A 24,651-nucleotide genomic window follows, 5' to 3' on the forward strand; every position below is an offset into this window, starting at 1 on the left:
TAGTTACAATGAGTGATTTTGTCAATCAATAAACGGATTTTTCTTTTGGTCCCAATGCTCAAATGTCATCATATCGTATTCTTCCGCTGCATCAAGCTTAAGCGGTGCAATGCATTCAAGCAGATTCCCATCTGGGTCAAGAAAATAGATCGCTGCATGAAATTGCGGCGGATTATCGAGAACTAAAGGCTGTTCCTCTTCTGAAAAACCGAACATCGGATGAATACTAATACCTTTTTCAACCAGCCAAGCCTTGATCTGTTCGATACTGGACGTTGTAATTTGAAAGGCAACGTGCCGAGTCGAGGGATGGTATGGAAAGGCGTTTATATCTACTTTCCACAAGCCAAGCCAGCTCTTTCCTTTCTCAATCCATAAAAAAGCAACTCGTTCATTTTCGTGAGCGAGTGTCAATTCCAATTTTTCATAAAATGCAATAGATGCCTTCAAGTCACTCACAGGTAAATGTGCTTCATACAGACCTTTCATCATCATTAAAATCACTCCTTTTCTATCTTCTATTCTGCGGGAATTGATAAGATGCTGCCTCAGCAAAACGATGTATTTTATCCCCGTCATTGGTTTGAGAGGACTTGTATGTTTGATCGATTGCAGATAGGGGAAGGTGTTCAAATAAAAGAAAGGAGCGTTTCATATGCCTTGGATAATGAACGATTATCCGGCTGTATTTCAATCGTTAGACAGCGTCATTCGAAAAAAAGCGCTTGAGATTGCCAATAAAATGATACAGGAAGGCTATGACGAAAATAGAGCCATCCCAATCGCGATCAGTCAAGCGAAAGAGTGGAAAAAGAATGCCACGGAGAAAGAGATAGAAAATTTCTCATCTCATGGTTCTATTAAACCTTCTGAAGACAGCAGCTCCGCAAGACCAGAGCTCATGGATCATGCGCAGCATGTCGTCAAACATGACGAAGGATGGGCGGTTCAGACAGAAAAAGCGAAACGAGCAAGTGAGGTTAAAGAAACGAAACAAGAAGCAATTGACCGGGCAAAGGAGATTTCAGCTAATAAAGGAACTTCTGTTGTCATCCACCGAAAAAACGGGACGATTCAGGACGTGTTAAAGCCGCAATAAGACCGCTCGTAAGCGGTCCCAGCGTGTAGACAAACCCTCGCATTCGGTGTCAGGTCTGCGCTCCGGTACTCACGAATGTCAAATTCGCTCCGTTCCGGTGCTCGCCCTTCCTAGACTTCAAAGGTTTTCTATCACGCAGAAAAGAAGACAGAGTGAAGACCGCTCGTCAGCGGTCTTTTCTTTATGCATTTTTTTCTTTTTTGGCTGGTGCTTTTCTTTTCTTAGGCGCTGCTTTTTTTGCTTTGGCTGGTTTTGAGCGGTCGATCGAAGCCTGTAGAGCGGCCATTAAATCCGTCACATTGGATGCAGGATCTTTTTTGCCAGTCGTTTCTGGCTGAACGGTATGTTCTCCAGATATTTTATTGCCAATTAAATTCATCAGCTGTTCTCTGTATTCATCCTGATATGCCGCTGGATCGAATGTGGTGGTCAGCTGTTCGATCAAAAGGAGCGCTGTATCTAACTCTTTCTTGACAATGTTCTCCTCTTGGGGGATATTCGGTACGTCTGCTACTTGTCTAATTTCGTCAGGGAAATGAATGGTTTCCATCAGCAAAATATGTTCATAGCACCTAACAATCGCTAATTGCTCCTTTGAGCGGATCATCATCTTTGCCACACCAATTTTACCTGATTCCTCTAGAGCTTTTCTTAATAATGAATAAGCCTTCGCTCCGCCTGTATCTGGTGATAAAAAGTAACTTCTTTCATAATAGATTGGATCAATCTCCTCTATCTTCACAAAATCAATGATTTCAACGGCTTTTTCTTCATTTTCTTTTCGCAGTTTTTCTAGCTCTTCATCATCTAATTCAATAAATTTATTCTTCGCATATTCATACGCTTTCACGATTTGTTCTGGCGCTACCTCTTCACCGCAATTGGCACATACTTTCTTGTAGTTAATAGGCGTGTGACACTCCTTATGCAGCTGTCTTAACTTTATATCTTTATTTTCTGTAGCGGTAAACAGCTTGACTGGAATGTTGACCAATCCGAAACTAATGCCGCCTTTCCATACTGTATGCATCGCGTTGCCTCCGTTCTTTTCTTCTTACTATGTAATGTTTTCAGCAGACTTATGTATGTGAATGAAAATTTCATCCCACTCTAAGAACACATGATATAAGGAAGTGACATACAAAATGAAACCTATGCGATTAACGGCAGCACATGATATTCCGGCCGGTGCAGACTGGGTGTTTGAATTAAAATATGATGGCTTTCGGGCCATTCTTGTATGGGAAGAAGGCGAGATTCATTTAGAAAGCAGAGCTGGAAAACGGCTAAATGAGCAATTTCCTGAAGTGGTGGATCAGTGCGAACAATTAAAAGACCAGTTTGCTCCTTTTTTACCGCTGACGCTTGACGGAGAATTGGTCTTTTTACTGAGTGAACAGCAAAGCGATTTTGCGAAGGTTCAGCAAAGAGGCAGGCTGAAAAACAAAGAAGCCATACAACGACAGGCTGAACGATTTCCATGTCACTTCATTGCGTTTGATCTATTAAGATGCAGAGGAAAATCTCTCGTTGATTTACCGTTGATAGAAAGAAAAGAACGGTTACAGCAAGTATTTCAAGAAATAAAGCTTCCCTCATCTGTTCAGCTGGAGCACCCTTCCCTTCTTCAGGTCATTCATACAGATCCAAACCCCGAATACATGAAAGAGCTGATGACGACATATTTAGCGGAAGGACTCGTGGCGAAAAAAAGGACGAGTAAATGGCAGGACAATACTCGCTCAAAAGAATGGCTAAAAATCAAAAACTGGCGGTATGTCTCTGTCATTGTAACCCGTTTTGATAAAGAAAATGGCTATTTTCAAGGCTCCATTTATCAAAATTCGGCTCTCATCGAGGTTGTTCAATTTAAGCATGGATTTTCTAAAGAAGAAGAACAAACGCTGCGTACGCTCTTTCAAACAAAAGGCCAGTTAACAGGGGCATCATCATATGAAATCCCTCCTTCTATCGTTGCCAGCATTGCTTGTATATCCTTTGATGGATCAGCCTTAAGGGAGCCGCGTTTTTCTTCCTTTTTACTAGATACTGATCCAGCAGCGTGCACCTTTCAGCAAATGCTCAAACAGCTGTATCCACTCCCTGCTGTTATAGACGTCACTCACCCTGAGAAACCCATTGTGCCAGCCCTTCAACTGAACAAGGCAGATTATTTACTTTATTTGAGACAAGTGGCTCCCTACCTTTTGCCCTTTTTACGTGAAAGGCGTCTTACTTTAATTCGGTATCCTCATGGCACTGGAGACGAATACTTTTATCAAAAGTCGACACCTGATTATGCACCAGATTTTGTTTTGACAGATGAGGTTGATGATATTTCTTACACGGTCTGTAATGATCCTCGTACGCTTCTTTGGCTCGGTAACCAGCTGGCGATGGAATTTCATATTCCTTTTGAGACAAGAGATACCGATCGGCCGGCAGAAATCGTCTTTGATTTAGACCCGCCATCTGTCAAAGAATTTCACCTAGCCATAGAAGCAGCCAAGCGAATCAAAGCGCTTTTAGATGGACTCTTTCTCACAGCTTTTATCAAAACAAGCGGGGGAAAAGGACTTCAAATTTACATTCCATTAAAGAAAAACGCCTTCACATACGATGAAACGAGACAATTCACAGCTTTTATATGCCAATTTTTATGCGAACAAGCACCTAATCTCTTTACTCTGGAACGTTTAAAGAAAAATCGCGCCAATCGTTTATATTTAGATTACCTTCAGCATGATGCTGGAAAAACAATCATCGCCCCATATTCCCCAAGAGGAAACGAGCTTGGACTCGTTGCGACACCACTTGAATGGGAAGAACTGTATCAGAAAGAGCTTCATCCATCTATGTTTACCATGCCGGCTGTCATTGAGCGGCTAAAGGAAAAAGGCGATCCGTTTCGCCGCATGAGGCACCTTGTGAATGATGATGCTTTTAGACAAGTCTTACATCAGCTTCAAGACATTTTACCAGCTCATAAGATGGACTTTCGCGATCATTAAGCGTTACACTTATTCATTAGAGAGTAAGAAAGGGATGACCATCTTGACCGCACATTCATTTCGAAACATATCACTGATCTTCTTATGTCTTTCCGCAGGAATTGTGGATGTGATTGGCTATTTGAGTCTAGGACATGTGTTTACAGCAAATATGACGGGTAATATTGTACTGCTTGGCATTGCAGCAGGAAGTTCATTGCAGCTAACAGCCCTTCATTCCATCACTGCACTGAGTGGGTTCGTTCTAGGTGTTTTACTTGCCGTTGTGATGGGCGGGAAGCATGAAAAAACGTTTTGGCCAAAAGCCGTTACACGTATCTTTATTATAGAAGTGATGATCTTGCTTCTATTTGCTCTTATGACCATTTTTCCTTATACACAGGGTGCTTATTTTATGCTGATTATTCTTTTAAGTATGGCCATGGGCATGCAGACGACGGCCGCACGTAAATTAAATGTTGCTGGCATTTCCACAACTGTTCTAACGAGCACACTCGCTAACCTGTTTGAAGATTTGGCTCAGCGCTTATCACACAGGGAAAAAAGAAAAGCCCCTATTCAGCATGCGAGCTTGATGCGAATCGGTTCTATTGTCTTTTACTGCCTAGGTGCCGCTTTAGCTGCATACACTGATGCTTACGATCCGTTTATCATCATTTGGCTGCCTATCTGCATCCTTGGGGTCATTGTGATCACTGCTACATTCATGCACTTTCACCAATTGAAATAGCCAATCTCTCTCTAGATGGCTATTTCATCATTGTGATGAACCACTAATAACTTCTCACATAAAAACCAGGAGGACGCCCCATGATGGACGTGGAGCCATACGGATATCCAGAAAATGTCCCAAATCCACCATACCCAGGGAAACCGCCTAAGCCAGAGAACACACCAGGGCTCACATAATATCCGCCAAAGCCGATATGAGTGCCAACCGGTCCGATATGTGCTCCGCCTCCGTGAAAGCCTCCATATACCCGTGGATACATACAATCACCTACCTTCAAGATCCACCTCAGCTCATCATATGCATGACAAATGGAGCGGTGTTCGCGCTTTTTCTTTCACTTCTATGTGCAATAGACCAATTTGATAAAATTTGAATGAAAAGTCCTGCAAAAAATTAAATTAAGCAAAGAAAGGTGACCTTTTTAACTTGTTGCTCTGCCCTATGTTTATTTAGAATAATGGGGCAGGTAACAAATTTGCACACCCCCTTTGTTGCGAATTCTTCTTATTAAACGTTCTTGCAGCGTTTAATAAGAAGAGCCTATTTAAACAAAAAAACCCTTGCTGACGATCATCAACAAGGGCGAGATATGGATTAGTGATTAACCACCAATGATTTTTTCTGCTACTTCGAATGAACCCGCAACGTTTTGAGTTAGAACAGACGCAGCGATCGCTAAACCCACAACGAATAATACTTTTACTCCTGTTTTCATCTTAAATCAACCCCATTCTTTTCATATGTAAATCCGCTTCTAAACTTTTGTTCAAGTAAAAAACAGACTGCTCAAAAAGTGCTTGCTTTTCACAATATTTTGCCGCAAAATGCGAAAGCTCTTTTACTTCATGATATTCATTCTTCTCTTCTAACTTTCTTAATTTTTCATCAATTTGCTGAAATCTTTGTGGCGCATTCGTTAAGTAAAGATCATGTACGATGCCTATTTTGAGCTGAAACACTTCATGAGAAGCATCTTTTATTCTGGCATATGCAGCCTCTATATATTGGCTTGCACGCTGCTTTTCACCAATCACACAGAGTTCCCGGCTGATCAGATACGTAGAATGGAAAAAGAAATCTGAATCATAATACTCTTGATGGGACAGCGCTTTTTCAAGATGACGTATCGATTCTTTCGGTTTGTTCCAAAATGAATATAAAATAGCCACATTGTGGTGATGCTGAACCAGCATAAAGTCATCCTGCTCGCTTGTCAAAACCTCTTCCGCCAGACGATAATTCTCAAGCGCCTCTTCGTACCGCCCGATCTCTGTTAGATTAGCTGCAACGAGAGAGTATGAAAGTGCCGTTCTTCTTTCATAATGCTTGTGACGTTTATAGACGTGGAGGGCTCTGCGAATATAGCTTAATGAGAGCATAATATGACTAAGTCGATAGTAAAGCCATGCCACCTTAAAATCAAAATCAGCACGTTCTATCTCACTTGGAATTTTATCTAAGAGCTTTTCAGCACTTTGATACATTTGCAATGCTACCTCATAATTTCCTTGGTGCTGCTCATACACACCCTCATAAAAATCGAAATAATAGGCAAGGCGATGAGACAGATCATCATCCTTTTTCCCATAATGACCTTCTATACTTTTCGTTGATACATCACCCTTTTGCCCTCTCAAATTGTACATGAGAATGTGATGCCTCTTCTCAAGCAGAGAATAATACATGAGGATATCAGCATCGTCAATTTCCTCTACTGCTTGTTTCGCTTTAGCAAATAATCGTTCTGCCTCATCTGCATGATCTTTTTTGATTTCCATGTTCCAGTCATTTAATAGTGATGCCAATTCCGCAACAGGAACTTTGCTCATTCTACACCCCCAATCACCTTCAGCTACATGACATGATTTCACTAAATATGGAACTTCTATTAGCAATTGCTAATTAGTCCATTTGACATCATTTTAATATGAATCACCTGAATCTTCAACAACCGTTTCCTTTGAAAATGCGTTTCTTTCTCCTAATCAATGATGTTTGCGCTAAAAATCCCGTCTTTTTTCGGAATTAAAGTAACCAATCATCTCGTAATGAAATGAAAAAGCCCTTTTTTGAGCTTTTTGTCCTTGAACGCTTGTGAGTAACGCCTTCATTTTTGTTTGAAAGATCAGCGGCAGAAAGAGAACCCATGGAACTAATCGCAAAATTTACCGAACGAAAAGTCACTTTTAAAAGCTGTTCAATTAATCTATCGCATAATACGATATTACGTCATGCTCCGCCAAAAACGACGCCAGTTATACGCAAATAAAAAAACAAATCAATAAAGCTTTAAAAGTGTTAAAAGGTTTATTCATACATTGTGAAAATTATCACCTTATATAAATAGGTAAATTTAAGGTATTTTTACAAAATTCGACACAAAATGCTTTTTCTCTTTGATACTATTGAATTAACCTATTTACAAATAATAGGTTAATTCAAATTAAGGAGTTGTTTTGTTTGAAAAAATCAACATTAAAAAAAGCTGTATTATCTATCGCCTTTTCTGCAACAATGTTATTTTCTATGAATACTGCAAGTGCTGCTTCGTTAGAGTGGGTCAGAGATGCTTATCCTGATCAGTGGGATTACGTATTAATTAAACAAAATGGGGTAAGTTACACTCAAGTTTGGACAAGTAGTAACAGTTATTTCCTTGTGAAATGCGAAGTATTATCTAACGGAAAATGCTTTGTTTCAAAATAAAACTTTCACAAAACGACTTCCAATTTCGGGGTCGTTTTTTACTATAAAGTAAAAAAATTCTTCTAAACGGGAGCTTTATATAAAACCTCATTGAGAGCGTAAACTAGGTTTAGGTAAGTCTTTTTTAAACATGTATACAATCTTTCACTCATACTGATTTCATTATTTATCTTTTAATGGTTAAGGATCATCTCTTCCTTTAGATTTTCCTTTACAATAACCCTATTAGCATTTTACTATATATCATATGATCAATAACTTCCGCGCCTCAGTAGCTCTAGAAGGGAAGAGCGCCGTAAAACAAATTGTAGCTGGCGGGTCGCAAGGCAAGGGTTTCAGAAGCACCGAAAAGCACACGAGCTGAGACAGGTGAAATTCCTGTCGGTGAAATTCCGTAGGGAAGCGTGTTGCCCCTAGCCTATGCTTACGAAAGGAGTGCGGGTTCGAATCCCGTCTGAGGCTTATTAGGTCGATGGAATTGGAGGATAAAACATCATGCATGTGTTTGAAGAATATGTAAGCAATATCGGTAATCCAAAGCTGAAGCAGCGCACACAAGACATTTTACAATGGATTTTAGACACATTCCCTCAATTAGAGCCAAGAATTGCTTGGAATCAGCCCATGTTCACAGATCACGGCACGTTTATTATTGGGTTTAGCGTGGCAAAACATCACATTTCTGTCGCACCAGAAGGAAAAGGAATTGATCACTTTTCAGCTGAAATTGTACAAGCTGGTTATGATCATGGGAAAAAGATGTTTCGCATGAAAGAAAGCTTGCCCATCGATTATCCTCTACTTAAAAAAATCATCGAATTTAATATCGAAGACAAAGCGGATTGTTCAACGTTTTGGCGAAAATAATCAACACCCCGATCTGAGCCATTAACAGATCGGGATATTTTGCTGCAACATGTTATTTTGTTCTCTTCCTTACAACTTTCTGCTCAAGCCACTCATAACATGACAAAATGGTATTAACGCTCCTTTGGCATATCGGCAAATATACAACAGCGACCGCTGTTAAACACGCTATGACAGCACCTGCTAAGACATCAAATGGATAATGGACACCTACCCAAATCCTTGAAAAACCAACGGCGCACGCAATGATCAGCCAATAAACATGGCGTTTGTGAAAAAGCCAAAAGATCAGACAAACAGAAAAAATAAAGATGGTATGATCACTCGGAAAAGAGTTATTTACTTCCTTTTGAATCAAAAGATTGACATGACTCATTTCGGCAAAGGGCTGCTGGTTGGAATAAAAAATTCCTGCAATTTTGCCAATTAACTCTGCCAATATGAAAGTAAATCCGGCAGATACGACCATCGCCCTATTGCTGCTTCGATTTTGAAACCAAAAGAACAGACACATGAGCGCTGCTAACAGCACTGTATATTCAGCTAGTCCAATGAATATCGGATTCAAGTAACCATGATCGATACTGAGCTGATTCACCCCCCTAAATAAATCTTCATTATATCCCTGCATCTCATTTCATCCCTTTTCACTTGATTTATGACAAGGATAATTGAAATGAGATGACCGCTCCATCGATCGAACGAACAAACCATGGAATCATATGACATGTTTGTCACTTTGCCGTCACCTGAACATCATTCACTAACTGCTTATAGAGAGTGATGTTGCTCCCATTCCTTTTTTAGCAAAGCATATTGGTACGTGTTTTCATATTTAGGGGTGCCGTCCTCATATGTAGTAAATGAAATAAACTCAAGAAAAAGGCCTTCTTTCCGCATGCCTAGTCGCTCACATAATGCCTGCGAACGGACATTATCATCTTCTACATAGGCATAAAGCCGCCTTGCTGCCTTTTCTACAAATAAATAGGACAAAAGAGCCTCAGCACTCTCACGTGCATACCCCTTTCCTTCATATGCTGCATTGAAATTCCAGCCGATTGAATACGTATCAGGCTCCTCTTTTAAATGAAACAACTCACCGATAATCTGTTGGCTTTCTTTTAAACAAACCGCTACATATGAATGGTCTTCTTTTCTCTGTTGCACTTTAGCCACAGCTTCTTCTAATGAAGAAATTCGATCACTAAGAAAACAATTTACTCTTGGATTAGACAAGTACTCAAGCATCCCTGCCGCATCTTCATCGCAAAACGGTCTAAGAACTAAACGATTCGTTTCTAATTGATTCATAGATGACTCCTCTTTGCATACTTTCGTGTTTTCTAGTCTCTCCATATTTTAGATGACATACACTAGCTTTGACAATCAAGTTGTTGTGAACTGTATTCAATAACTGTAAAGGGGTCATGGGCGCTGGATTAGCCAAACAAATCAAAAGCAAATACCCCAATGTATACAAAGAGTATAAACAATTATGTACAGAACAAGGAGATGACTTGTTAAGCTCCGTTCAACTCATCACAACTAATGACGGAAAAACAATTGCCAACTTATTTGCTTAAACTGGATACGGAAGAAAAAGAATGCAAACTGATTACGATGCCTTACGCAGCTGCTTACAAAGCCTAAAAGACACAGTAACCCATTCACATGAAGAGAAAAACCGAACTTCCATCGCCATTCCTTACGGGATAGGCTGCGGACTGGCGGGCGGCGATTGGACGATTGTTGAAGACATGATTGAAGAGGTATTGGGTGATTGTGAAGTGACGGTTTATTGGTTTAGATAAAGTGAAAAGAAAGATTTAATTAGAAAAGAATATTGTGTTTTTCGATATTTTTGCTTTCGTGAATCGGTTTCTTTGACATGCTAATCAATACACAGTTGATTCCATATGTATTGATTTTTATTTTGTTGCTAAGTGTTGAATAAGAGCACCATTTCTGCTTGGAATGATGCTCTCAATATGTTCTCTAGTCTTTATTTCTTTAATCTATCAAAACGAATTTTATAACATCTCAAAAAGTTACTCCAATGTAGAGAGGTATTTTTCTAAATGTTTTTTACCAGAATTACTTTTAGGTATAATACCTAGATGATTATATTTCCAAATAGTTTTTCTTTCATGAGGGTTTGTATTCAAAAGGTCATCATAATTAAATTCTATATTAAAATGCCCCGTTTCATCAAATATCATTGTGAAGTTTGTCCAAGGTTCTTGACCATTTTGTTCAAACTCTCTCTTAAGTTCTTGGATACAGTCAACTAATTGATGCCATCTTTCTTTGTATTCATGTTCACTCACTTCAAAAAGTTCAGTGATCTCATGACTATATACCAGTTTACCCTCATTTTCTTTAGATGAAAAATAAAAGTAAACAGTTTGAGAACCTTCAACTACCTCACCATATAAATACACCTTTCCCCATTCAATTGGTATTGTTCCCACTACAACATCAACTATCTCTTTATATAAATGTTCTATTTTTTCTTCATTCATTACTTTTTACCTCCATACACATTGTCGAACCTTTTGATTTCCCATTCATCATCACCGCTTTTATATTTAATATCAAAAGTTTCTGGGCGTAAAGAATCCGCTTTATAGTTAGGTGTAATCTTCACTTTAACTTCATCACCATTTTGAAGAGCATCAGCCCAAGTATTTTCAAGCTTTTTCCACTCACCTTTGTTTAAATTCCCATTCATCGGCACAAGATTATCAATATCTCCAGATCCTTTAAAAATTGAAGCAATTAAATGCCCACCATCATCATCTAGTAATCGATCAGGCTTTCCTGAATTGGACTGAGCATATTGGTTTCTTTTGATCTCTCCGTATTTTAAATCACTTGCTTCGACTTTGACAATCCTTCCGTAGTGATCGGTTGTGTAGGTGTACCCTTGTTTTGTTGTATAAACGACATTTGGTTTTAATACTTTTTTACGTTTCCATCTTACATAGTGATCTCCGTAACTGACAACAGCCGGTGGTGATTTAGGTGCTGGTAATCGTCTGCCTGTCTGAGAGATTCCGTAGCCTGAATTGTTGTCGAGTCGCTTTGCCATGGAGAGGAGTTTATTTTTGAGATTTTCGCCGTCAAAAACGTTATACGGTAGCTTCGGTCCACCAGCCCTTTGAAACTTTGGTGAATATGGCAATAGGCTAGGAATTGAGACTCTGTCGATTGATTTTGCTCCTTGTTCAAGCCCTTTCTTCACTGTTGTTTTAGCCGCTGTTGTCCCTGTTTTTGTGATGGCTCCTGCCCCTTTGGAACCAAAGACGATTTCTGCTAGTGAACCAGTTGCATAGGCGAACCAGTGTGAACGAGAATACGCATCACCATCTACGACTTCTTTTTGGAATGAGTCTGAAATCGATTTTCCAATCGCTTTCGATGTTTCAATTGGGTGTGAAACAGCTGTTACGACCGATTCAACGGCACCACCAGGGTCTGTCACAAGATCATATATTCCGGTCACTGTATCTTTGGCCACATCATATAGACCAACTGCAGCACCTTTTACACTATCAACGAATACCTCTGATGCTTCTTCCTGCGCTTTGATTTGGAGCAGCTGGCTGTAATACATTTTTTGATCGTAAGAAAGATTTTCATATCCAATTTCGTCTACAATCTCAAAGTATTTCGCTTCTGATATACACGAAGGATCATTGAGCTTTTCTTTCAATTCTTTAATTCTTCGTTTCTCTTTTTCTTCTTTTTTCACTTTTAAATATGCTTTCACCTGTGCATCGATTTTATCATGATTCTTGTACACACCTGTCTCATGAAATGCTTTTGCATCATAATACATGGGCTGAGCGTTCTTTCCTTTTCCTGTAGCAGCCATCATCTTTGCATAAAAAGTTTTGAGGTGATTCTCAATCGCTTCTGATTTTGCGTATTCTGTTTTTAGCTCATGATCTATTTTATGTAAAGCATCAATTGTCTCTTTTCTTTTTTTGTTCGCATCGTCTAAATGTTCATTGACCTCTTTACTTGAAAATGTGTGTAATTCAATTAAATCACTGATATCGTCAAAAATAGTGGAAAGAGCTTCTTTTTGTTCCTTGACCATATCTTTATTGTTCTGAATGCCTTGCTTCAATTGAGCATCTAGGAAGTGCTCATCAATAAATGTACTCCCGCCTAATGATTCACCATCCAGCTTTCCTTTCACTCCATCTAAAAAAGCCTTTTGCATATCGATAAAATCAAGATAAGTGTCTGTGTATAGTGCAAGATCATTATAAAAAGCTTTGATATTATCTGCACCTTTTCCAGTAAACTCATCTAATCCCGATACGCCTTTTAATGCTTTTTTCACAAGTTTCATCTCTTCTTGAAGCTCATGATAGGCCTTTGACCTCTGTTCGACAGCTGATAGTAAAGATGGAGCATCTAATATTTTCATATAAAAAAGACTCCTTTTATGGAATATTCTTTTACTAGAATACCATAAGGAGCCTGACACTTTAATCCACTTTATCGTTTTTTAACCAATTATCCTCCGTAGTGGTGGATTAAAACCCTATCGCTTTTATGATCCTGCACCTCTAGAGAATAGTAACACTACCTCATTTTTAGCATCTGCTTGAGTTTGTTGTCCAACAGGCATTCCAAGAATTGTACCTAATAGCAAAGCAGTAGTAATCATCATCATTATTTTTTTCATGATCATATGACCTCCTTTCCTATAAGCGTACAAGATTTTAAAGCCAGAAGACTTCGAATTACTGAGATGTTAACGAATGAAATAAACAGTGTCCCCGTCCCACCGCTGCATCACGGAATAAATTAAAAATATTACGTCTTTTCCTTAATATATAACTCTTGCTATTACACTTATTAAAATAGCTAAAATTGTTAAGAACATAACTATACCAATAATTAATGAATGTTGTCGCTTCTTCATACTTAGAATAGCTACATACTCTCTTATAAAGGCATTTATCCAAAAATAAAGCTTTGTCTTAGAACCATAACCATATATTTTTAAACCCATTTCTTTAGCTATTAAAGATGCTCTTAATATATGGAAATTATTCGATACTAATACAGCCTTATAGTTCTTACTCAATCTACTCATTATATCTTTTGAATAAAGAATGTTTTCTTCCGTTGTTTTAGAGCGTGTTTCTTCTATTATGACATTATCATTTAAACCTTTTTGTTTAGCATAGTTTGCCATTGCTTTCCCTTCGGGTAAACTTTCATCTTCTCCCTGGCCGCCAGAAAATATTATTTTAATACTTTCATTATTCTCATATTTGTTACGGATTTCAATAGCTTTATCAATTCTACTTGCTAGTAAAGGGGGTACTTTATCATTTATTAAGCCACTACCTAAGACAATAATAAAATCAGGACGTTCAAGTATAGGCAATTTTTGCAATAAATATGTGTTTATAAAAACTGTAATATGTAATATAAAATATGCATAAACGAGTGTAATTCCAATACTAATAAACCCTATCTCCCTAATATACTGATAATTATTTAAAATCTGAATACATATTATATATAAGATTAAACTAAATAAAACGATTAATGTTAAGCTATTTGTAAACCTTTTACCTTCTAATTTTCTTATTTTAATTCCATTATATAAAAATAAAGGTATAAACCACCATAAAAAACTGGAATAGAAGACCATAATAATAACTAGTAAGAGTATGCCTAAATTGGGTATCATAGGAACTTTACCTAGCAGTGAGATGAGGCTAAAGGGAAATAAACCTATGGAAGTTATTACCAAAAAACCGTTAATCATATTTCTTCGATCATACAATATTGATAGTATTAAACCGATTACTGATATTATAAATAGAAACCATAAAAATAAAATCAGCCATATATCCATAATATTCTCCAATTCATAATTATTTAAGAATCCATAAACATGCTATAATGTTTATGGATTCTTATTTTTTTCAAACTTAGACTTAGATATTTCTTTTATCTTACTTACTATAGCTCTTCTCTCTTCCCATTTGACAAGGTATGCTTGATTCTTCTTAATTGGACTCAATAAGCTCAATTTAAGATTTTCACTCTTACCATCTTTATAACCTGATACTTCATAAATATAATACTTGTTTGACTCCCCTTGATCATTTGTCTCATGTTTTATTTTAGGGTCCTCAGTATTATAAATATAATAATCATTTGTTTTATAGTAACCTTGATCAGAAAATAAATAATACCCTCCGAATGATGCAATTCCTATAATAACTAAAAATAATATTAATGCTAACTTAGCCATAATTTTATTCTCCTCTTTAATCTAATAAAGTGCTGTATATATAATTACAACAATAATCATTATTGACACACTTGATAAGAATATATACTTATTTCTATTTATTTTTGATACTATAGAATCTTCACTGTATATATACCGACTTTTAACCATATATAATCCTACTATGAAGAAGTTAAGAATTAGTATACTGTCATTCACGATAAAATCTCATCCCATAAATTCTATATGAAAAGATTTTATAATAACACTAACAAGGTAAAGAGACATAATGCTTATGGCTATGTTTTTTAATATACTAGATGATAATCCATATAACCCCATAACAATAAATCTCAGCAAAGCATAAGGCACTAATATACTTCCCCAAAATATAGCTAGCATATGAATAATACCTAAAATTAATAAAAAGGTTAATCTACGAGACATAAATCTATGCCGGTATATTAATTAACAAAATACCACATATTGCAAAACCTCTAATGAAATCTAAACTCTTTATTCTTTTATTCATTGCTTACTCCTTTTAAATTCTAAATTGCATACGTATAATAACTTCATTATCTGAGATGCAATTTAGACATCCATTATTTTTCCTTACATCTTTAACATATCATATTATAATAAGGCTCACTACAATATCATGTGACAATCACTGTATCTATATAACAATATTGTCACTTTCAAAATTATAACATGCGAACAAATCACCAAATGATTGGTGATTTAATGCAGTATTAGTTATCTATAACTGAAAAAATTCATATTTTCAATATTAGCTTCTATGACCACCAGTTAAACCAGCTCTGTACAATGCAGTACCGCCTTTCGTGTATGAAACTGCCCTCAACAATGCTTTTGAACCATATTTATTTCTAATGCCATCCATAACATAACCCAACTGTCTTTTTTTCTCTAATCCTCTTTCATCAAATAAAGTTAACTGCTGGTTAGCATCTTCTTCAATTTTACTTAATGTGACTGAAATACTTCTAACCGTCTTATGCTGATAAAACGTGTTAAACAACTCAATACACGTGTTATAGATGTCCATAGTGATATTGGTTGGGCTTTCAATTGTCTTACTTCTGTGGAACCCTCCAGAATATTCTTCTTTGCTGTATCCGATACCTAAGCTAATCGTCCTCCCTACTTTGTTATGATCTCTCGTTCGTTTAGCTACCTCTTCGCATATTCCAAGAATCACTGCTTTGATTTCTTCTTTTGTCGTATAGTCTCTGAGTAGAATCTGACTTTTCCCGAAACTAACTTGTCCCTGTAAGACTGGAGCGCCTATCTCAGACAAATCAATTCCCCAAGCATGGTGGAACATTTGGTTACCCATTACTCCGAATTTCTTTTCTAAGGTTTCGAGTGAATATTTAGCTAATGCACCAACTGTGTATATGCCCATTCGATTCAAGTTTTGTTCCATTCGTCTACCTATTCCCCACATCTTAGAGATTGGTCTAACTGGCCACAGTTTTTCTGGAATGTCTTCATATCTCCATCTAACTATACCGTTCGGTACTTTCTTACTTTCTAAATCAAGAGCGAGCTTGCTAATTAACATGTTGTCTCCGATGCCGATTGTACAAGGTAAACCGAACTCTCTCATTATTGCATCTTGTATATGTTCAGCAATTTCCTCAACACTGTGCCACATCCTCATAACTCCATCGACTTTTAAAAACGATTCGTCAATGGAATAAGTGTGTACATCGCATTCTGGGACATATCGATAAAACAATTGTGTAATTTTTGTTGATACGTTAATAAATGTATCCATCTTAGGATTAACTATATGGATTCTTGGATCATCTGGAATTTCAAATAACCTTGAACCAGTTTTAATTTTAAAATCTTGTTTAAGTTTGGGGCTTGCTGCTAACACGACACTCCCTTGTCTCTCTGTGTTGCCCACTACAGCTAAATAACACTCTAGGGGATCTAATCCCAACATAACTACTGATATGGAAGCATAAAAAGATTTCATGTCTACACACAGTATCTTGTGATGTGGAAACTTGGTGTAATCAACCATAAGAAACACCCACTATGGCATCTAACAAAACAAAGTGAATATCATCTGACATATCCTTTATATGTAGCATCTTCTTTTCGTAATTGATGTATTGTGTGAAACCTTTATGTTGATTGACAACTCCTGACTCATAAATTGAAAAAATTAATGGCTTGTTAACACTCATTGCGTAAGCAATTGTTGCTTCAAATTCTTCTGCTTGTTGTTCATCTATAATTGGTTTATCTGTTTTTTTCGTTTCTGCTAGGTCTTGTTTAAGTCGTGCAACATGCTCAGGCAACATCATAGCTGTCCATTTAATCGTTCCTCTGTCTCTAAGCATTTAACCACTCCTTTTGAATGATTAAATAGTAACAGAACAAACGTTCTTTATTAATAAGTTTAGAGAACTTTTGTTCGATGTAAATATTGGTATTTAAAAGCCCTCCTTTATTTGGAGGGTAATGTGTTAGTTATTGTTTTCATCTTTATTTTTTATATGTTCTTCGAGAAATTCTCTAAGTGATTCTCTTTTTGGGTATATCCCTAGATGCTCGTATGCCCAAATTGCTTCTCTTTCTGATGAATACATTCCTTGGTTCAATACATCTTCGTAATCTAAGTCTAAAGAGAATTTTCCATTTGCATCTAATTTTAGAGTTAGATTTGTCCATTTTTCTGGATTAATTAATTCATACGCTTGTTGTAGCTCTTCAAATAAATCATGTAATTTTATTAAATACTCGTTATAGATTGATTCACTTACAGTATGATCTTCAGGTATATTATGTGAGTAACGATATTCATTTTCACCCATTAATTTATAATAAAAATTAATCTCTGCAGAATCGTCGAGTACCTCTGCATATAAACAAACTTCTTCCCATTCTTTTGGTATCATTTCATTAATAGTTTTTGCAATTTCACCATAAAGAGTATCTAGTTTCTCTAATTCCATTTTTATCCACCTTTTTGATTTTTGATAATTGTTCTTTTAAAATCACCATCTGCTATTGAATATTTAACAATGAAACGATCTGGTCTCATTGAATCATTTTTATAAACAGGTTCGATCTTAACTGATACAGTCTCAGGCAGCTTTTTCCTCAAGGCTGCCAACCATTCCTGCTCCATGTTATACCATTTCCCGCCACTTCGATTAATCTGTGAATTCATCGGAAGCAGGTTATCAATATCACCTGAACCTTTAAAAATTGACGCAATTAAATGCCCACCATCATCATCCAGTAATCGATCTGGCTTGCCTGAATTAGATTGGGCGTATTGGTTTCTTTTGACCTCTCCGTATTTTAAATCACTTGCTTCGACTTTGACAATTCTTCCGTAGTGGTCGGTTGTGTAGGTGTACCCTTGCTTTGTTGTATAAACGACATTTGGTTTTAATACTTTTTTACGTTTCCATCTTACATAGTGGTCTCCGTAACTGACAACGGTTGGCGGTGATTTTTGTGCTGGTAAGCGTCTGCCTGTCTGAGAGATGCCGTAGCCTGAGTTGTTGTCTAGACGCTTAGCCATGGAGAGGAGTTTATTTTTAAGTTTTTCCCCGTCAAATACATTGTACGGGAGCTTCGGTCCACCAGCCATTTGAAATTTTGGTGAGTACGGCAATAGATTCGGAATAGAGACTCTGTCTAATGATTTTGCTCCTTGTTCAAGCCCTTTCTTCACTGTAGTTTTCGCCGCCGTTGTCCCCGTTTTTGTGATGGCTCCTGTCCCTTTAGAACCAAAGACAATTTCTGCTAGTGAACCAGTCGCATAGGCGAACCAGTGTGACCGTGAATCCGCATCACCATCTATGACTTCTTTTTCGAATGAGTCTGAAATGGCTTTTCCAATCGCTTTCGATGTTTCAATTGGGTGTGAAACAGCTGTTACGACCGATTCAACGGCACCCCCAGGGTCTGTTACAAGATCATAGATGCCAACCACTGTATCTTTTGCCACATCATATAGACCAACTGCAGCACCTTTTACACTGTCAACGAATACCTCTGATGCTTCTTCCTGCGCTTTGATCTGGAGAAGCTGGCTGTAATACAATTTTTGATCGTAAGAAAGATTTTCATATCCAATTTCGTCTACAATCTCAAAGTATTTCTCTACTGATATACACGAAGGATCATTGAGCTTTTCCTTCAATTCTTTGATTCTTCGTTTCTCTTTTTCTTCTTTTTTCACTTTTAAGTAAGCTTTCACCTGTGCATCAATTTTATCATGATTTTTGTACACATCTGTCTCGTGAAATGCTTTTGCATCATAATACATGGGCTGAGCGTTCTTACCTTGTCCTGTAGCAGCCATCATTTTTGAATAAAAAGTTGCAAGATGTTTTTCAATCGCTTCTGACTTTGCGTATTCTGTTTTTAGATCATGGTCTATTTTATGTAATGCCTCAATCGCATCTTTTCTTTCTTCGTTCACATCATCTAAATGCTCATCTACCTCTTTGCTGGAAAACGTCTGCAATTCAATTAGATCACTGACATCGTCAAAAATAGCCGTAAGGGCTTCTTTTTGTTCCTTAACCATATCTTTATTGTTCTGAATGCCTTGCTTCAATTGAGCGTCTAAGAAGTGCTCATCAATAAATGTACTCCCGCCTAATGATTCATCATCAAGCTTTCCTTTCACTCCATCTAAAAAAGCCTTTTGCATATCGATAAAATCAAGATAAGAATACGTGTAAAGTGCAAGATCATTATAAAAATCCTTGATATTATCTGCACCTTTTCCAGTAAACTCATCACCTAATCCCGATACACCTTTTAATGCTTTTTTCACATGTTTCATTTCTTCTTGAAGTTCATGATAGGCTTTTGACCTTTGTTCTATAGCTGATATTAGCGAGGGAGCATCTAATATTTTCATATAAAAAAAGACTCCTTTAATGGCATATTCTTTTACTAGAATACCATAAAGAGTCTTACACTTTAATCCACTTTATCGTTTTTTAACCAATTAATTTACTAATTAAAACTTGCTCAGTGTAAAAGACAAATCCCCCATCGCCTTGGCAATGAGGGTTTTCTTTATTAATACTGAGACATATACTGATCGCGTTTCGATGGGTGAACTTCGGTGCGGATTATGACCTGCATTTTCTTTGGATATTATTTTCGATCACGAACATTGTAAAGATTTTATGTTTTCATAAATGACATTGTGGGTGTTTCGTGGACGATTAGTGGGTGCGCCCACTAGCTTCAAATAAATGATTGAAGGATTATTCCTATAATAATAGTAAGGGAGTACGTGCGTGACGCTAGAAATAAATTTTGATATAGATAGACAATTATTGGATAAAGCTATTGATCAAAAATTAGATGATTCCTTTATAAAACATCAAAAATCCCAGGTGACGTTAACGCCGTTCAAATGGGTACTATCGGGAAACGTGTTATGCGACGTGCTGCCGGTAAAGCATCCGAGAAGTTAATGAAAAAGATATTCAAATAAAAAAGCCCTTTGCGGGGCTTTTTTATATTGTAATAGCCTTTTCTGTAACATGATAAGTTTTAGAAGTAATAATTTTATCAAGCGACCAACCGGCAGCGAATAACACAGAAAAAATTGTTAAACTTAGAAATAACTTTTTCATCATAACGCCTCCGTCATCTTCAATATTTGTTGTTGAGCTTTGATGGTCCTTTTTAAATATTCTCTGTTCATTTCAAAATTCCCTTTTTGATAATTATAATCCGCAAGCTTTTCTGATAATTCTGCTACATCTTGCCATAAATTTTTATCTTCTAAATAAACAAGGCTTTCATTTACCTCCAATTCATTATATTCTTCATAGAGCGCATAAATGATTTTTAATTTAGAGATATATTCTTGATCGTCTGCAATATTTGCTCTGCTTATACCATCGGTAAAGTATTGATTTCCTTTATCTGTTTTACCTTTTTCGTAGAATAACCATGATAACATGTAGAGGGTTTTGATTCCCGAAATGGTTTCGGCGTGTTCTTTGATTTGAATTGATTTTTGGAATTCATCTTCTGCATTTTCAATTTTCCCTGCTCTTTTTTTGACTAGTCCTATATTATGGTGTATAACACCAACGATCCTGCGCGCTTTCTTTTCATTAAGCTCTTGAACTAGACTTAAAGCTTCTCTATAATAAGATTCTGCTTCGTCTAAACGATATAAGTCGTACATATTCGCTCCAAATTTAATATTACAACCTACTACTTTTGCTTTGTAAAATTCACTCGTTGAATACATTTCTTTTGCTTTTTCCAAGTGGTTCAATGAAACAAAATGTTGATCAATGCGATAATAAGCGTCAGCTAGTTTATAATGGAATTCTGCTCTCTCGATATCATCAGGTACATTCTTCAAATGTTCTTCTGCCACCTTGTAAAAATTAATAGCAGCAACATAATTTTTGTTGTGGAATTCGTGCATACCTCTAAAGAAGTTTGAATAGTAGTCAAGCGTCCCTTTGACGTGGGATTGTTTGTGCTCGATTTCTTTGAGTAAGTTGGGTAAAGTGGGGCGTTGTTGATTCATTTCAATAGGCTCAAGGCTCTCAAGCATAAGTCGATGCCTAAATTCCATCAATTGATAGTAAAGTAGTAAATCTTGATCCTCTTCCATATTCTCTATTTCTCTTTCTACCTGTTCCTTTAAATACTCTGCATCTGGCACACTGAATGTTCTTATAAATCTATACCATTCATTTATCTTGATACCAACTTGAGAAGAACCGGCATCCCCTTCCATTCTCTATAATGACATATATTATCATTTTCAGAATAATTCCACACCGAAAAGAAACCGCAATTATTCTATTAAACCAAAATACATTGAAATGAATACATGAATCTATCTCATATTATAAAAAAATACAGTTCAAAGTCACCATTAACGCTTAATATGGATTTTGTAACAATCTTTGTAATATAAAGTGAAGTGATTTTAATACCAGTAATATAAAGAGAATAGGGAGAATTTCACTGTTTTTTTTGATACATTATTTTATAATTGAGGCATAAACAACAAGACTTTTCTAACAATATAAACAGCCTCTTCATTAAATTTTTCGGAGGCGAATTTAACATGACATTCAGAGAAAAATTTGTTCCTGTACTACTCAGTGCAACTTTATTAACTTCTGGTTTTGGTACGACTACTGCTTTTGCAGCAGAACCAGCTAAAATCAACACCACCAGTACATACGAAAGTGTATAAAACCTCTTTACAAGAAGCAGCTACAAATAATAATATCAGTCCTGTTCAGTCCAGGGCTTGAGCCACTCAAACTGCCACAAACGGGGATGTTTCTACTCAAGGGGTGGTGTCAAACTTTTCCTCGGTACTTTACGTTCTGGTGGTTGGGTGCTGTCGAAAGCGTTGAAACCCTTTAAACCAAAGGCTGCTGCTTGGATTAGAAAGAATTCAGTTAAAATTGCAAAAATAATGGGGAAAAGTGGACGGAAAAACAGTTCACAAATTGCTTTTATCAAATTGGGCGTGCCTAGAGATGTTGCTAAGACTTTGGTAAAGTTCATCATTAATCTTCTTTGAATAAATAAAAATGCTATTAGTTTTCTAATAGCGCTTTTTTATGGAGGGTATTCATGTCTTTTTCTTATGTTATTTCACTGACTTTTTTAGTGCTCCTTTTAGTATCGATCATACTCTATACTATTTTAAGAAAGAAAAAAAACATTGTAGATGAAGCCCCTGGCACCATTGTTGCCTCACTTCTTATTTTACTAATATTATTTTCCCTAAGTTTCGTTATCGCAATTCCGAGCGCCTTGCTTTATTTAGTCTCATTAGGAGTAAACTTTCTTTTTGGAGAATACATAACTTATGATTCGTTTTTTTCTTTGATGACTTTCTCATTGCTGGTTAGTATCATTGTAATTTTTTGGTCATTCATAGTGTTAATCATAGGAAAAGGAATCACTTTTTTGTTAAAGGTACCTAAATGGGCCACCTATATTTTAGAATTTTTTGCTTCATGGGCCCTTATTTATTTCTCGATTAAATATGTACTCAACTTGAATATAGTTGAAGTTTCTATTTGGGGCAACGGTGTATTGATTTTATCTTTTTTTGTTAGTTTTTTATATATTGGTCTTGATATTATTTCCTCGGCACTTGATCAAAAAAATCAGGACATAGAAGAAGAACCCCCTATCCAATAAAAGACAGGGGGGTTACTCATTTCAATGCTTTTTCTAACACTTATAGACATTCGCATATATTTTATTTTAATAGGTTTCTAGCCTGACTTTTGCCTTATTGCTTAAAGCGGATCGGCTTTTGATTATTAAATACGCATGGTTACAGTCTCCTTTTATTTGATCTAAGCCGCACCTGATTGTTAGCCGTCATAATTGATTTTGTGAACAGCAGGAACCTTAAAGAAAGAGCCTGCTCTGATCATTGCTTGATGTATAATTCTCTAGATTTTTTGCGGGTGATGAATGTTTTATCTAAAACACCCACAAAAACAAAAACCCCCTGAAGCCAATGGCTCCAAGGGATTTCCCGATTAATACTGAGACATATACTGATCGCGTTCCCATGGGTGAACTTGTGTTCTAAACATATCCCATTCGATTTCTTTTGATTCGATGAAGTGTTCGAATAGGTGATCGCCTAGTGCGTTGATCATGACTTCGTTTGATTTCAGCAGCTCAAGCGCTTCTGCAAGTGTTGCAGGCAGGTCAGAGATGCCGTTTTCAAGACGCTCTTCTTTGTCCATGACATAGATGTTTCTGTCGATTGGCGCTGGTGCGTCTAGTTTGTTTTTGATTCCGTCTAGACCTGCTGCAAGTAATACGCTTAGTGCAAGGTATGGGTTTGCAGATGGGTCTACGCTGCGCACTTCTACACGTGTGCTGATGCCGCGTGATGCAGGGATACGGATCAATGGGCTGCGGTTTTGTGCACTCCATGCCACGTAGCAAGGTGCTTCATAACCGGGTACAAGACGCTTGTAAGAATTCACCGTAGGGTTTGTGACCGCTGTAAAGCTTGTTGCATGCTTTACGATACCTGCGATAAAGTGTCTAGCCGTCTCGCTTAATTGTAAATCTGCTTTTTCATCAAAGAATGCGTTTTTGCCATTTTTGAATAATGATAGGTTACAGTGCATACCAGATCCGTTTACACCGAACAATGGTTTTGGCATAAATGTCGCATGAAGACCGTGCTTTCTCGCAATCGTTTTGACAACGAGTTTGAACGTTTGAATGTCATCACAAGAACGGATCGCGCCTGCATATTTGAAATCAATTTCATGCTGTCCAGGTGCTACTTCGTGGTGAGATGCTTCAATTTCAAAACCCATTTCTTCAAGCTCTAGTACGATATCACGGCGGCAGTTTTCGCCTAGATCTGTTGGTGCAAGGTCAAAGTATCCACCTTTATCGTTTAATTCAAGCGTTGGCTCGCCTTTTTCATCTAGTTTAAATAAGAAGAATTCTGGCTCAGGTCCAAGGTTGAAATCACTAAATCCTAGTTCTTCCATTTCCTTCAAGACACGCTTTAAGTTGTTACGAGGGTCTCCATCAAATGGCGTCCCGTCTGGCTTATAAATGTCACAAATAAAGCGTGCAACTTTACCTTTTTCTGCTGTCCAAGGGAAAATAACAAATGTGTTGAGATCTGGGTATAGATACATATCTGATTCCTCAATACGTACAAAACCTTCAATAGATGAACCGTCAAACATACATTTGTTATCGAGAGCTTTTTCTAACTGGCTCACAGGAATCTCAACATTTTTAATCGTTCCGAGAATGTCTGTAAATTGCAGACGGATGTACTTTACGTTTTCCTCATTTACTAATTTTACGATATCTTCTCTTGTGTACTTTGCCATTTCGTAAAACTCCTCCCCTACAAAAGGTAAAATGTTTATAGCAATGCTTTTGC

The 24,651-nt window shown here is 37.0% G+C and carries 27 protein-coding genes; 9 read left to right on the forward strand and 18 right to left on the reverse strand.

Annotation, left to right across the window (positions count from 1 at the left end; translation table 11 throughout):
- Positions 1 to 21: 21 nt before the first annotated feature.
- Complete coding sequence (locus R0K30_RS12100; RefSeq protein WP_410610879.1) at positions 22 to 495, reverse strand: VOC family protein; 474 nt, start codon at positions 493 to 495, stop codon at positions 22 to 24.
- Positions 496 to 655: 160 nt separating this feature from the next.
- Between R0K30_RS12100 and R0K30_RS12105 the strand changes: the two genes are divergently transcribed.
- Positions 656 to 1,099 carry a DUF2188 domain-containing protein gene (locus tag R0K30_RS12105; protein WP_410610881.1) on the forward strand — a complete coding sequence of 148 codons (444 nt, stop codon included), beginning with the start codon at positions 656 to 658 and terminating at the stop codon, positions 1,097 to 1,099.
- A gap of 181 nt (positions 1,100 to 1,280) precedes the next feature.
- On the opposite strand, the gene ku is transcribed toward R0K30_RS12105, so the two are convergent.
- Positions 1,281 to 2,129, reverse strand: a complete 849-nt coding sequence (gene ku / locus R0K30_RS12110) for a non-homologous end joining protein Ku (protein ID WP_327925238.1) — start codon at positions 2,127 to 2,129, stop codon at positions 1,281 to 1,283.
- Between the two features lie 115 nt (positions 2,130 to 2,244).
- Here ku and R0K30_RS12115 point away from each other — a divergent pair, with 115 nt between their 5' ends.
- Both R0K30_RS12115 and R0K30_RS12120 read left to right on the forward strand, forming a co-directional pair.
- Positions 2,245 to 4,110, forward strand: a complete 1,866-nt coding sequence (locus R0K30_RS12115) for a DNA ligase D (protein WP_410610884.1) — start codon at positions 2,245 to 2,247, stop codon at positions 4,108 to 4,110.
- Between the two features lie 34 nt (positions 4,111 to 4,144).
- Positions 4,145 to 4,840: a YoaK family protein gene (locus tag R0K30_RS12120; protein WP_099725740.1), complete on the forward strand. Its 696-nt coding sequence runs from the start codon at positions 4,145 to 4,147 to the stop codon at positions 4,838 to 4,840.
- Positions 4,841 to 4,883: 43 nt separating this feature from the next.
- Here the strand turns inward: R0K30_RS12120 and R0K30_RS12125 are convergent, their stop codons facing one another.
- On the reverse strand, positions 4,884 to 5,102 hold the full coding sequence (locus R0K30_RS12125; protein WP_099725741.1) for a hypothetical protein: 219 nt from the start codon (positions 5,100 to 5,102) through the stop codon (positions 4,884 to 4,886).
- A gap of 457 nt (positions 5,103 to 5,559) precedes the next feature.
- Positions 5,560 to 6,672 carry a response regulator aspartate phosphatase gene (locus tag R0K30_RS12130; protein WP_410610886.1) on the reverse strand — a complete coding sequence of 371 codons (1,113 nt, stop codon included), beginning with the start codon at positions 6,670 to 6,672 and terminating at the stop codon, positions 5,560 to 5,562.
- 631 nt (positions 6,673 to 7,303) lie between these two features.
- Between R0K30_RS12130 and R0K30_RS12135 the strand changes: the two genes are divergently transcribed.
- Both R0K30_RS12135 and R0K30_RS12140 read left to right on the forward strand, forming a co-directional pair.
- On the forward strand, positions 7,304 to 7,549 hold the full coding sequence (locus R0K30_RS12135; protein WP_410610888.1) for a transcriptional regulator: 246 nt from the start codon (positions 7,304 to 7,306) through the stop codon (positions 7,547 to 7,549).
- Between the two features lie 495 nt (positions 7,550 to 8,044).
- A complete protein-coding gene (locus R0K30_RS12140) occupies positions 8,045 to 8,416 on the forward strand; it encodes an iron chaperone (RefSeq protein ID WP_410610890.1) in 372 nt (123 codons plus the stop codon).
- A gap of 52 nt (positions 8,417 to 8,468) precedes the next feature.
- On the opposite strand, the gene R0K30_RS12145 is transcribed toward R0K30_RS12140, so the two are convergent.
- Positions 8,469 to 9,047 carry an undecaprenyl-diphosphatase gene (locus R0K30_RS12145; RefSeq protein ID WP_410610892.1) on the reverse strand — a complete coding sequence of 193 codons (579 nt, stop codon included), beginning with the start codon at positions 9,045 to 9,047 and terminating at the stop codon, positions 8,469 to 8,471.
- Positions 9,048 to 9,187: 140 nt separating this feature from the next.
- The gene (locus R0K30_RS12150) at positions 9,188 to 9,730 is read right to left on the reverse strand and encodes a GNAT family N-acetyltransferase (protein ID WP_334749228.1); all 543 of its coding nucleotides are present in this window, start codon (positions 9,728 to 9,730) and stop codon (positions 9,188 to 9,190) included.
- Between the two features lie 116 nt (positions 9,731 to 9,846).
- On the opposite strand from R0K30_RS12150, the gene R0K30_RS12155 reads away from it, so the two are divergent.
- Positions 9,847 to 10,002, forward strand: coding sequence for a macro domain-containing protein (locus R0K30_RS12155; protein WP_230030196.1), 156 nt, complete (start codon positions 9,847 to 9,849; stop codon positions 10,000 to 10,002).
- 21 nt (positions 10,003 to 10,023) lie between these two features.
- Positions 10,024 to 10,230 (forward strand): macro domain-containing protein, encoded by a 207-nt coding sequence (locus R0K30_RS12160; protein ID WP_410610895.1) that lies wholly within the window; start codon positions 10,024 to 10,026, stop codon positions 10,228 to 10,230.
- A gap of 237 nt (positions 10,231 to 10,467) precedes the next feature.
- On the opposite strand, the gene R0K30_RS12165 is transcribed toward R0K30_RS12160, so the two are convergent.
- The 10 genes from R0K30_RS12165 to R0K30_RS12210 all read right to left on the reverse strand — a co-directional run bounded on the left by R0K30_RS12165 (position 10,468) and on the right by R0K30_RS12210 (position 21,480).
- Complete coding sequence (locus tag R0K30_RS12165; RefSeq protein ID WP_099725746.1) at positions 10,468 to 10,941, reverse strand: antitoxin YezG family protein; 474 nt, start codon at positions 10,939 to 10,941, stop codon at positions 10,468 to 10,470.
- Positions 10,941 to 12,860, reverse strand: a complete 1,920-nt coding sequence (locus tag R0K30_RS12170) for a T7SS effector LXG polymorphic toxin (protein WP_410610898.1) — start codon at positions 12,858 to 12,860, stop codon at positions 10,941 to 10,943. Before R0K30_RS12170 ends, R0K30_RS12165 begins: the two co-directional genes overlap by 1 nt.
- A 126-nt stretch (positions 12,861 to 12,986) precedes the next feature.
- On the reverse strand, positions 12,987 to 13,121 hold the full coding sequence (locus R0K30_RS12175; protein ID WP_257736826.1) for a hypothetical protein: 135 nt from the start codon (positions 13,119 to 13,121) through the stop codon (positions 12,987 to 12,989).
- A gap of 144 nt (positions 13,122 to 13,265) precedes the next feature.
- On the reverse strand, positions 13,266 to 14,309 hold the full coding sequence (locus R0K30_RS12180) for a YdcF family protein (RefSeq protein ID WP_410610900.1): 1,044 nt from the start codon (positions 14,307 to 14,309) through the stop codon (positions 13,266 to 13,268).
- A gap of 51 nt (positions 14,310 to 14,360) precedes the next feature.
- The gene (locus R0K30_RS12185; RefSeq protein ID WP_249705378.1) at positions 14,361 to 14,711 is read right to left on the reverse strand and encodes a DUF1093 domain-containing protein; all 351 of its coding nucleotides are present in this window, start codon (positions 14,709 to 14,711) and stop codon (positions 14,361 to 14,363) included.
- Between the two features lie 772 nt (positions 14,712 to 15,483).
- Positions 15,484 to 16,752 (reverse strand): Y-family DNA polymerase, encoded by a 1,269-nt coding sequence (locus R0K30_RS12190; RefSeq protein ID WP_410610903.1) that lies wholly within the window; start codon positions 16,750 to 16,752, stop codon positions 15,484 to 15,486.
- Positions 16,745 to 17,074 carry a YolD-like family protein gene (locus tag R0K30_RS12195; RefSeq protein WP_410610905.1) on the reverse strand — a complete coding sequence of 110 codons (330 nt, stop codon included), beginning with the start codon at positions 17,072 to 17,074 and terminating at the stop codon, positions 16,745 to 16,747. Before R0K30_RS12195 ends, R0K30_RS12190 begins: the two co-directional genes overlap by 8 nt.
- A gap of 126 nt (positions 17,075 to 17,200) precedes the next feature.
- Positions 17,201 to 17,689, reverse strand: coding sequence for an immunity protein YezG family protein (locus R0K30_RS12200; RefSeq protein WP_268486056.1), 489 nt, complete (start codon positions 17,687 to 17,689; stop codon positions 17,201 to 17,203).
- A gap of 2 nt (positions 17,690 to 17,691) precedes the next feature.
- Positions 17,692 to 19,620, reverse strand: a complete 1,929-nt coding sequence (locus R0K30_RS12205; RefSeq protein WP_410610906.1) for a T7SS effector LXG polymorphic toxin — start codon at positions 19,618 to 19,620, stop codon at positions 17,692 to 17,694.
- A 729-nt stretch (positions 19,621 to 20,349) separates the two neighbouring features.
- Entirely contained in the window at positions 20,350 to 21,480 is a 1,131-nt protein-coding gene (locus tag R0K30_RS12210) for a response regulator aspartate phosphatase (RefSeq protein WP_410610908.1), read from the reverse strand.
- Positions 21,481 to 21,816: 336 nt separating this feature from the next.
- Between R0K30_RS12210 and R0K30_RS12215 the strand changes: the two genes are divergently transcribed.
- Positions 21,817 to 21,948 carry a hypothetical protein gene (locus tag R0K30_RS12215; RefSeq protein ID WP_410610910.1) on the forward strand — a complete coding sequence of 44 codons (132 nt, stop codon included), beginning with the start codon at positions 21,817 to 21,819 and terminating at the stop codon, positions 21,946 to 21,948.
- Positions 21,949 to 22,040: 92 nt separating this feature from the next.
- Here the strand turns inward: R0K30_RS12215 and R0K30_RS12220 are convergent, their stop codons facing one another.
- Positions 22,041 to 22,268, reverse strand: a complete 228-nt coding sequence (locus R0K30_RS12220) for a hypothetical protein (RefSeq protein ID WP_249704904.1) — start codon at positions 22,266 to 22,268, stop codon at positions 22,041 to 22,043.
- Positions 22,269 to 22,337: 69 nt separating this feature from the next.
- On the opposite strand from R0K30_RS12220, the gene R0K30_RS12225 reads away from it, so the two are divergent.
- Positions 22,338 to 22,913: a hypothetical protein gene (locus tag R0K30_RS12225; RefSeq protein WP_410610913.1), complete on the forward strand. Its 576-nt coding sequence runs from the start codon at positions 22,338 to 22,340 to the stop codon at positions 22,911 to 22,913.
- A 350-nt stretch (positions 22,914 to 23,263) separates the two neighbouring features.
- Here R0K30_RS12225 and glnA read toward each other — a convergent pair whose 3' ends face one another.
- Positions 23,264 to 24,598 carry a type I glutamate--ammonia ligase gene (gene glnA, locus R0K30_RS12230; RefSeq protein ID WP_060596374.1) on the reverse strand — a complete coding sequence of 445 codons (1,335 nt, stop codon included), beginning with the start codon at positions 24,596 to 24,598 and terminating at the stop codon, positions 23,264 to 23,266.
- Between the last annotated feature and the right edge of the window lie 53 nt (positions 24,599 to 24,651).

The organism is Bacillus sp. SIMBA_154 (assembly GCF_046536015.1).
GTDB lineage: Bacteria > Bacillota > Bacilli > Bacillales > Bacillaceae > Bacillus > Bacillus pumilus_P.

Bases quoted from the DNA above. Each gene is read 5' to 3' on its own strand.
- R0K30_RS12145 (WP_410610892.1), bottom strand. From the start codon at position 9,047: ATGCAGGGATATAATGAAGATTTATTTAGGGGGGTGAATCAGCTCAGT.
- R0K30_RS12190 (WP_410610903.1), bottom strand. From the start codon at position 16,752: ATGGTTGATTACACCAAGTTTCCACATCACAAGATACTGTGTGTAGAC.
- R0K30_RS12125 (WP_099725741.1), bottom strand. From the start codon at position 5,102: ATGTATCCACGGGTATATGGAGGCTTTCACGGAGGCGGAGCACATATC.
- ku (WP_327925238.1), bottom strand. From the start codon at position 2,129: ATGCATACAGTATGGAAAGGCGGCATTAGTTTCGGATTGGTCAACATT.
- R0K30_RS12105 (WP_410610881.1), top strand. From the start codon at position 656: ATGCCTTGGATAATGAACGATTATCCGGCTGTATTTCAATCGTTAGAC.
- R0K30_RS12180 (WP_410610900.1), bottom strand. From the start codon at position 14,309: ATGGATATATGGCTGATTTTATTTTTATGGTTTCTATTTATAATATCA.
- R0K30_RS12160 (WP_410610895.1), top strand. From the start codon at position 10,024: ATGCAAACTGATTACGATGCCTTACGCAGCTGCTTACAAAGCCTAAAA.
- R0K30_RS12150 (WP_334749228.1), bottom strand. From the start codon at position 9,730: ATGAATCAATTAGAAACGAATCGTTTAGTTCTTAGACCGTTTTGCGAT.
- R0K30_RS12115 (WP_410610884.1), top strand. From the start codon at position 2,245: ATGAAACCTATGCGATTAACGGCAGCACATGATATTCCGGCCGGTGCA.
- R0K30_RS12225 (WP_410610913.1), top strand. From the start codon at position 22,338: ATGTCTTTTTCTTATGTTATTTCACTGACTTTTTTAGTGCTCCTTTTA.
- R0K30_RS12210 (WP_410610908.1), bottom strand. From the start codon at position 21,480: ATGGAAGGGGATGCCGGTTCTTCTCAAGTTGGTATCAAGATAAATGAA.
- R0K30_RS12165 (WP_099725746.1), bottom strand. From the start codon at position 10,941: ATGAATGAAGAAAAAATAGAACATTTATATAAAGAGATAGTTGATGTT.
- R0K30_RS12130 (WP_410610886.1), bottom strand. From the start codon at position 6,672: ATGAGCAAAGTTCCTGTTGCGGAATTGGCATCACTATTAAATGACTGG.
- R0K30_RS12170 (WP_410610898.1), bottom strand. From the start codon at position 12,860: ATGAAAATATTAGATGCTCCATCTTTACTATCAGCTGTCGAACAGAGG.
- R0K30_RS12140 (WP_410610890.1), top strand. From the start codon at position 8,045: ATGCATGTGTTTGAAGAATATGTAAGCAATATCGGTAATCCAAAGCTG.
- R0K30_RS12205 (WP_410610906.1), bottom strand. From the start codon at position 19,620: ATGAAAATATTAGATGCTCCCTCGCTAATATCAGCTATAGAACAAAGG.
- R0K30_RS12185 (WP_249705378.1), bottom strand. From the start codon at position 14,711: ATGGCTAAGTTAGCATTAATATTATTTTTAGTTATTATAGGAATTGCA.
- R0K30_RS12155 (WP_230030196.1), top strand. From the start codon at position 9,847: ATGGGCGCTGGATTAGCCAAACAAATCAAAAGCAAATACCCCAATGTA.
- R0K30_RS12100 (WP_410610879.1), bottom strand. From the start codon at position 495: ATGATGATGAAAGGTCTGTATGAAGCACATTTACCTGTGAGTGACTTG.
- R0K30_RS12175 (WP_257736826.1), bottom strand. From the start codon at position 13,121: ATGAAAAAAATAATGATGATGATTACTACTGCTTTGCTATTAGGTACA.
- R0K30_RS12120 (WP_099725740.1), top strand. From the start codon at position 4,145: ATGACCATCTTGACCGCACATTCATTTCGAAACATATCACTGATCTTC.
- glnA (WP_060596374.1), bottom strand. From the start codon at position 24,598: ATGGCAAAGTACACAAGAGAAGATATCGTAAAATTAGTAAATGAGGAA.
- R0K30_RS12200 (WP_268486056.1), bottom strand. From the start codon at position 17,689: ATGGAATTAGAGAAACTAGATACTCTTTATGGTGAAATTGCAAAAACT.
- R0K30_RS12215 (WP_410610910.1), top strand. From the start codon at position 21,817: ATGACATTCAGAGAAAAATTTGTTCCTGTACTACTCAGTGCAACTTTA.
- R0K30_RS12195 (WP_410610905.1), bottom strand. From the start codon at position 17,074: ATGCTTAGAGACAGAGGAACGATTAAATGGACAGCTATGATGTTGCCT.
- R0K30_RS12220 (WP_249704904.1), bottom strand. From the start codon at position 22,268: ATGAACTTTACCAAAGTCTTAGCAACATCTCTAGGCACGCCCAATTTG.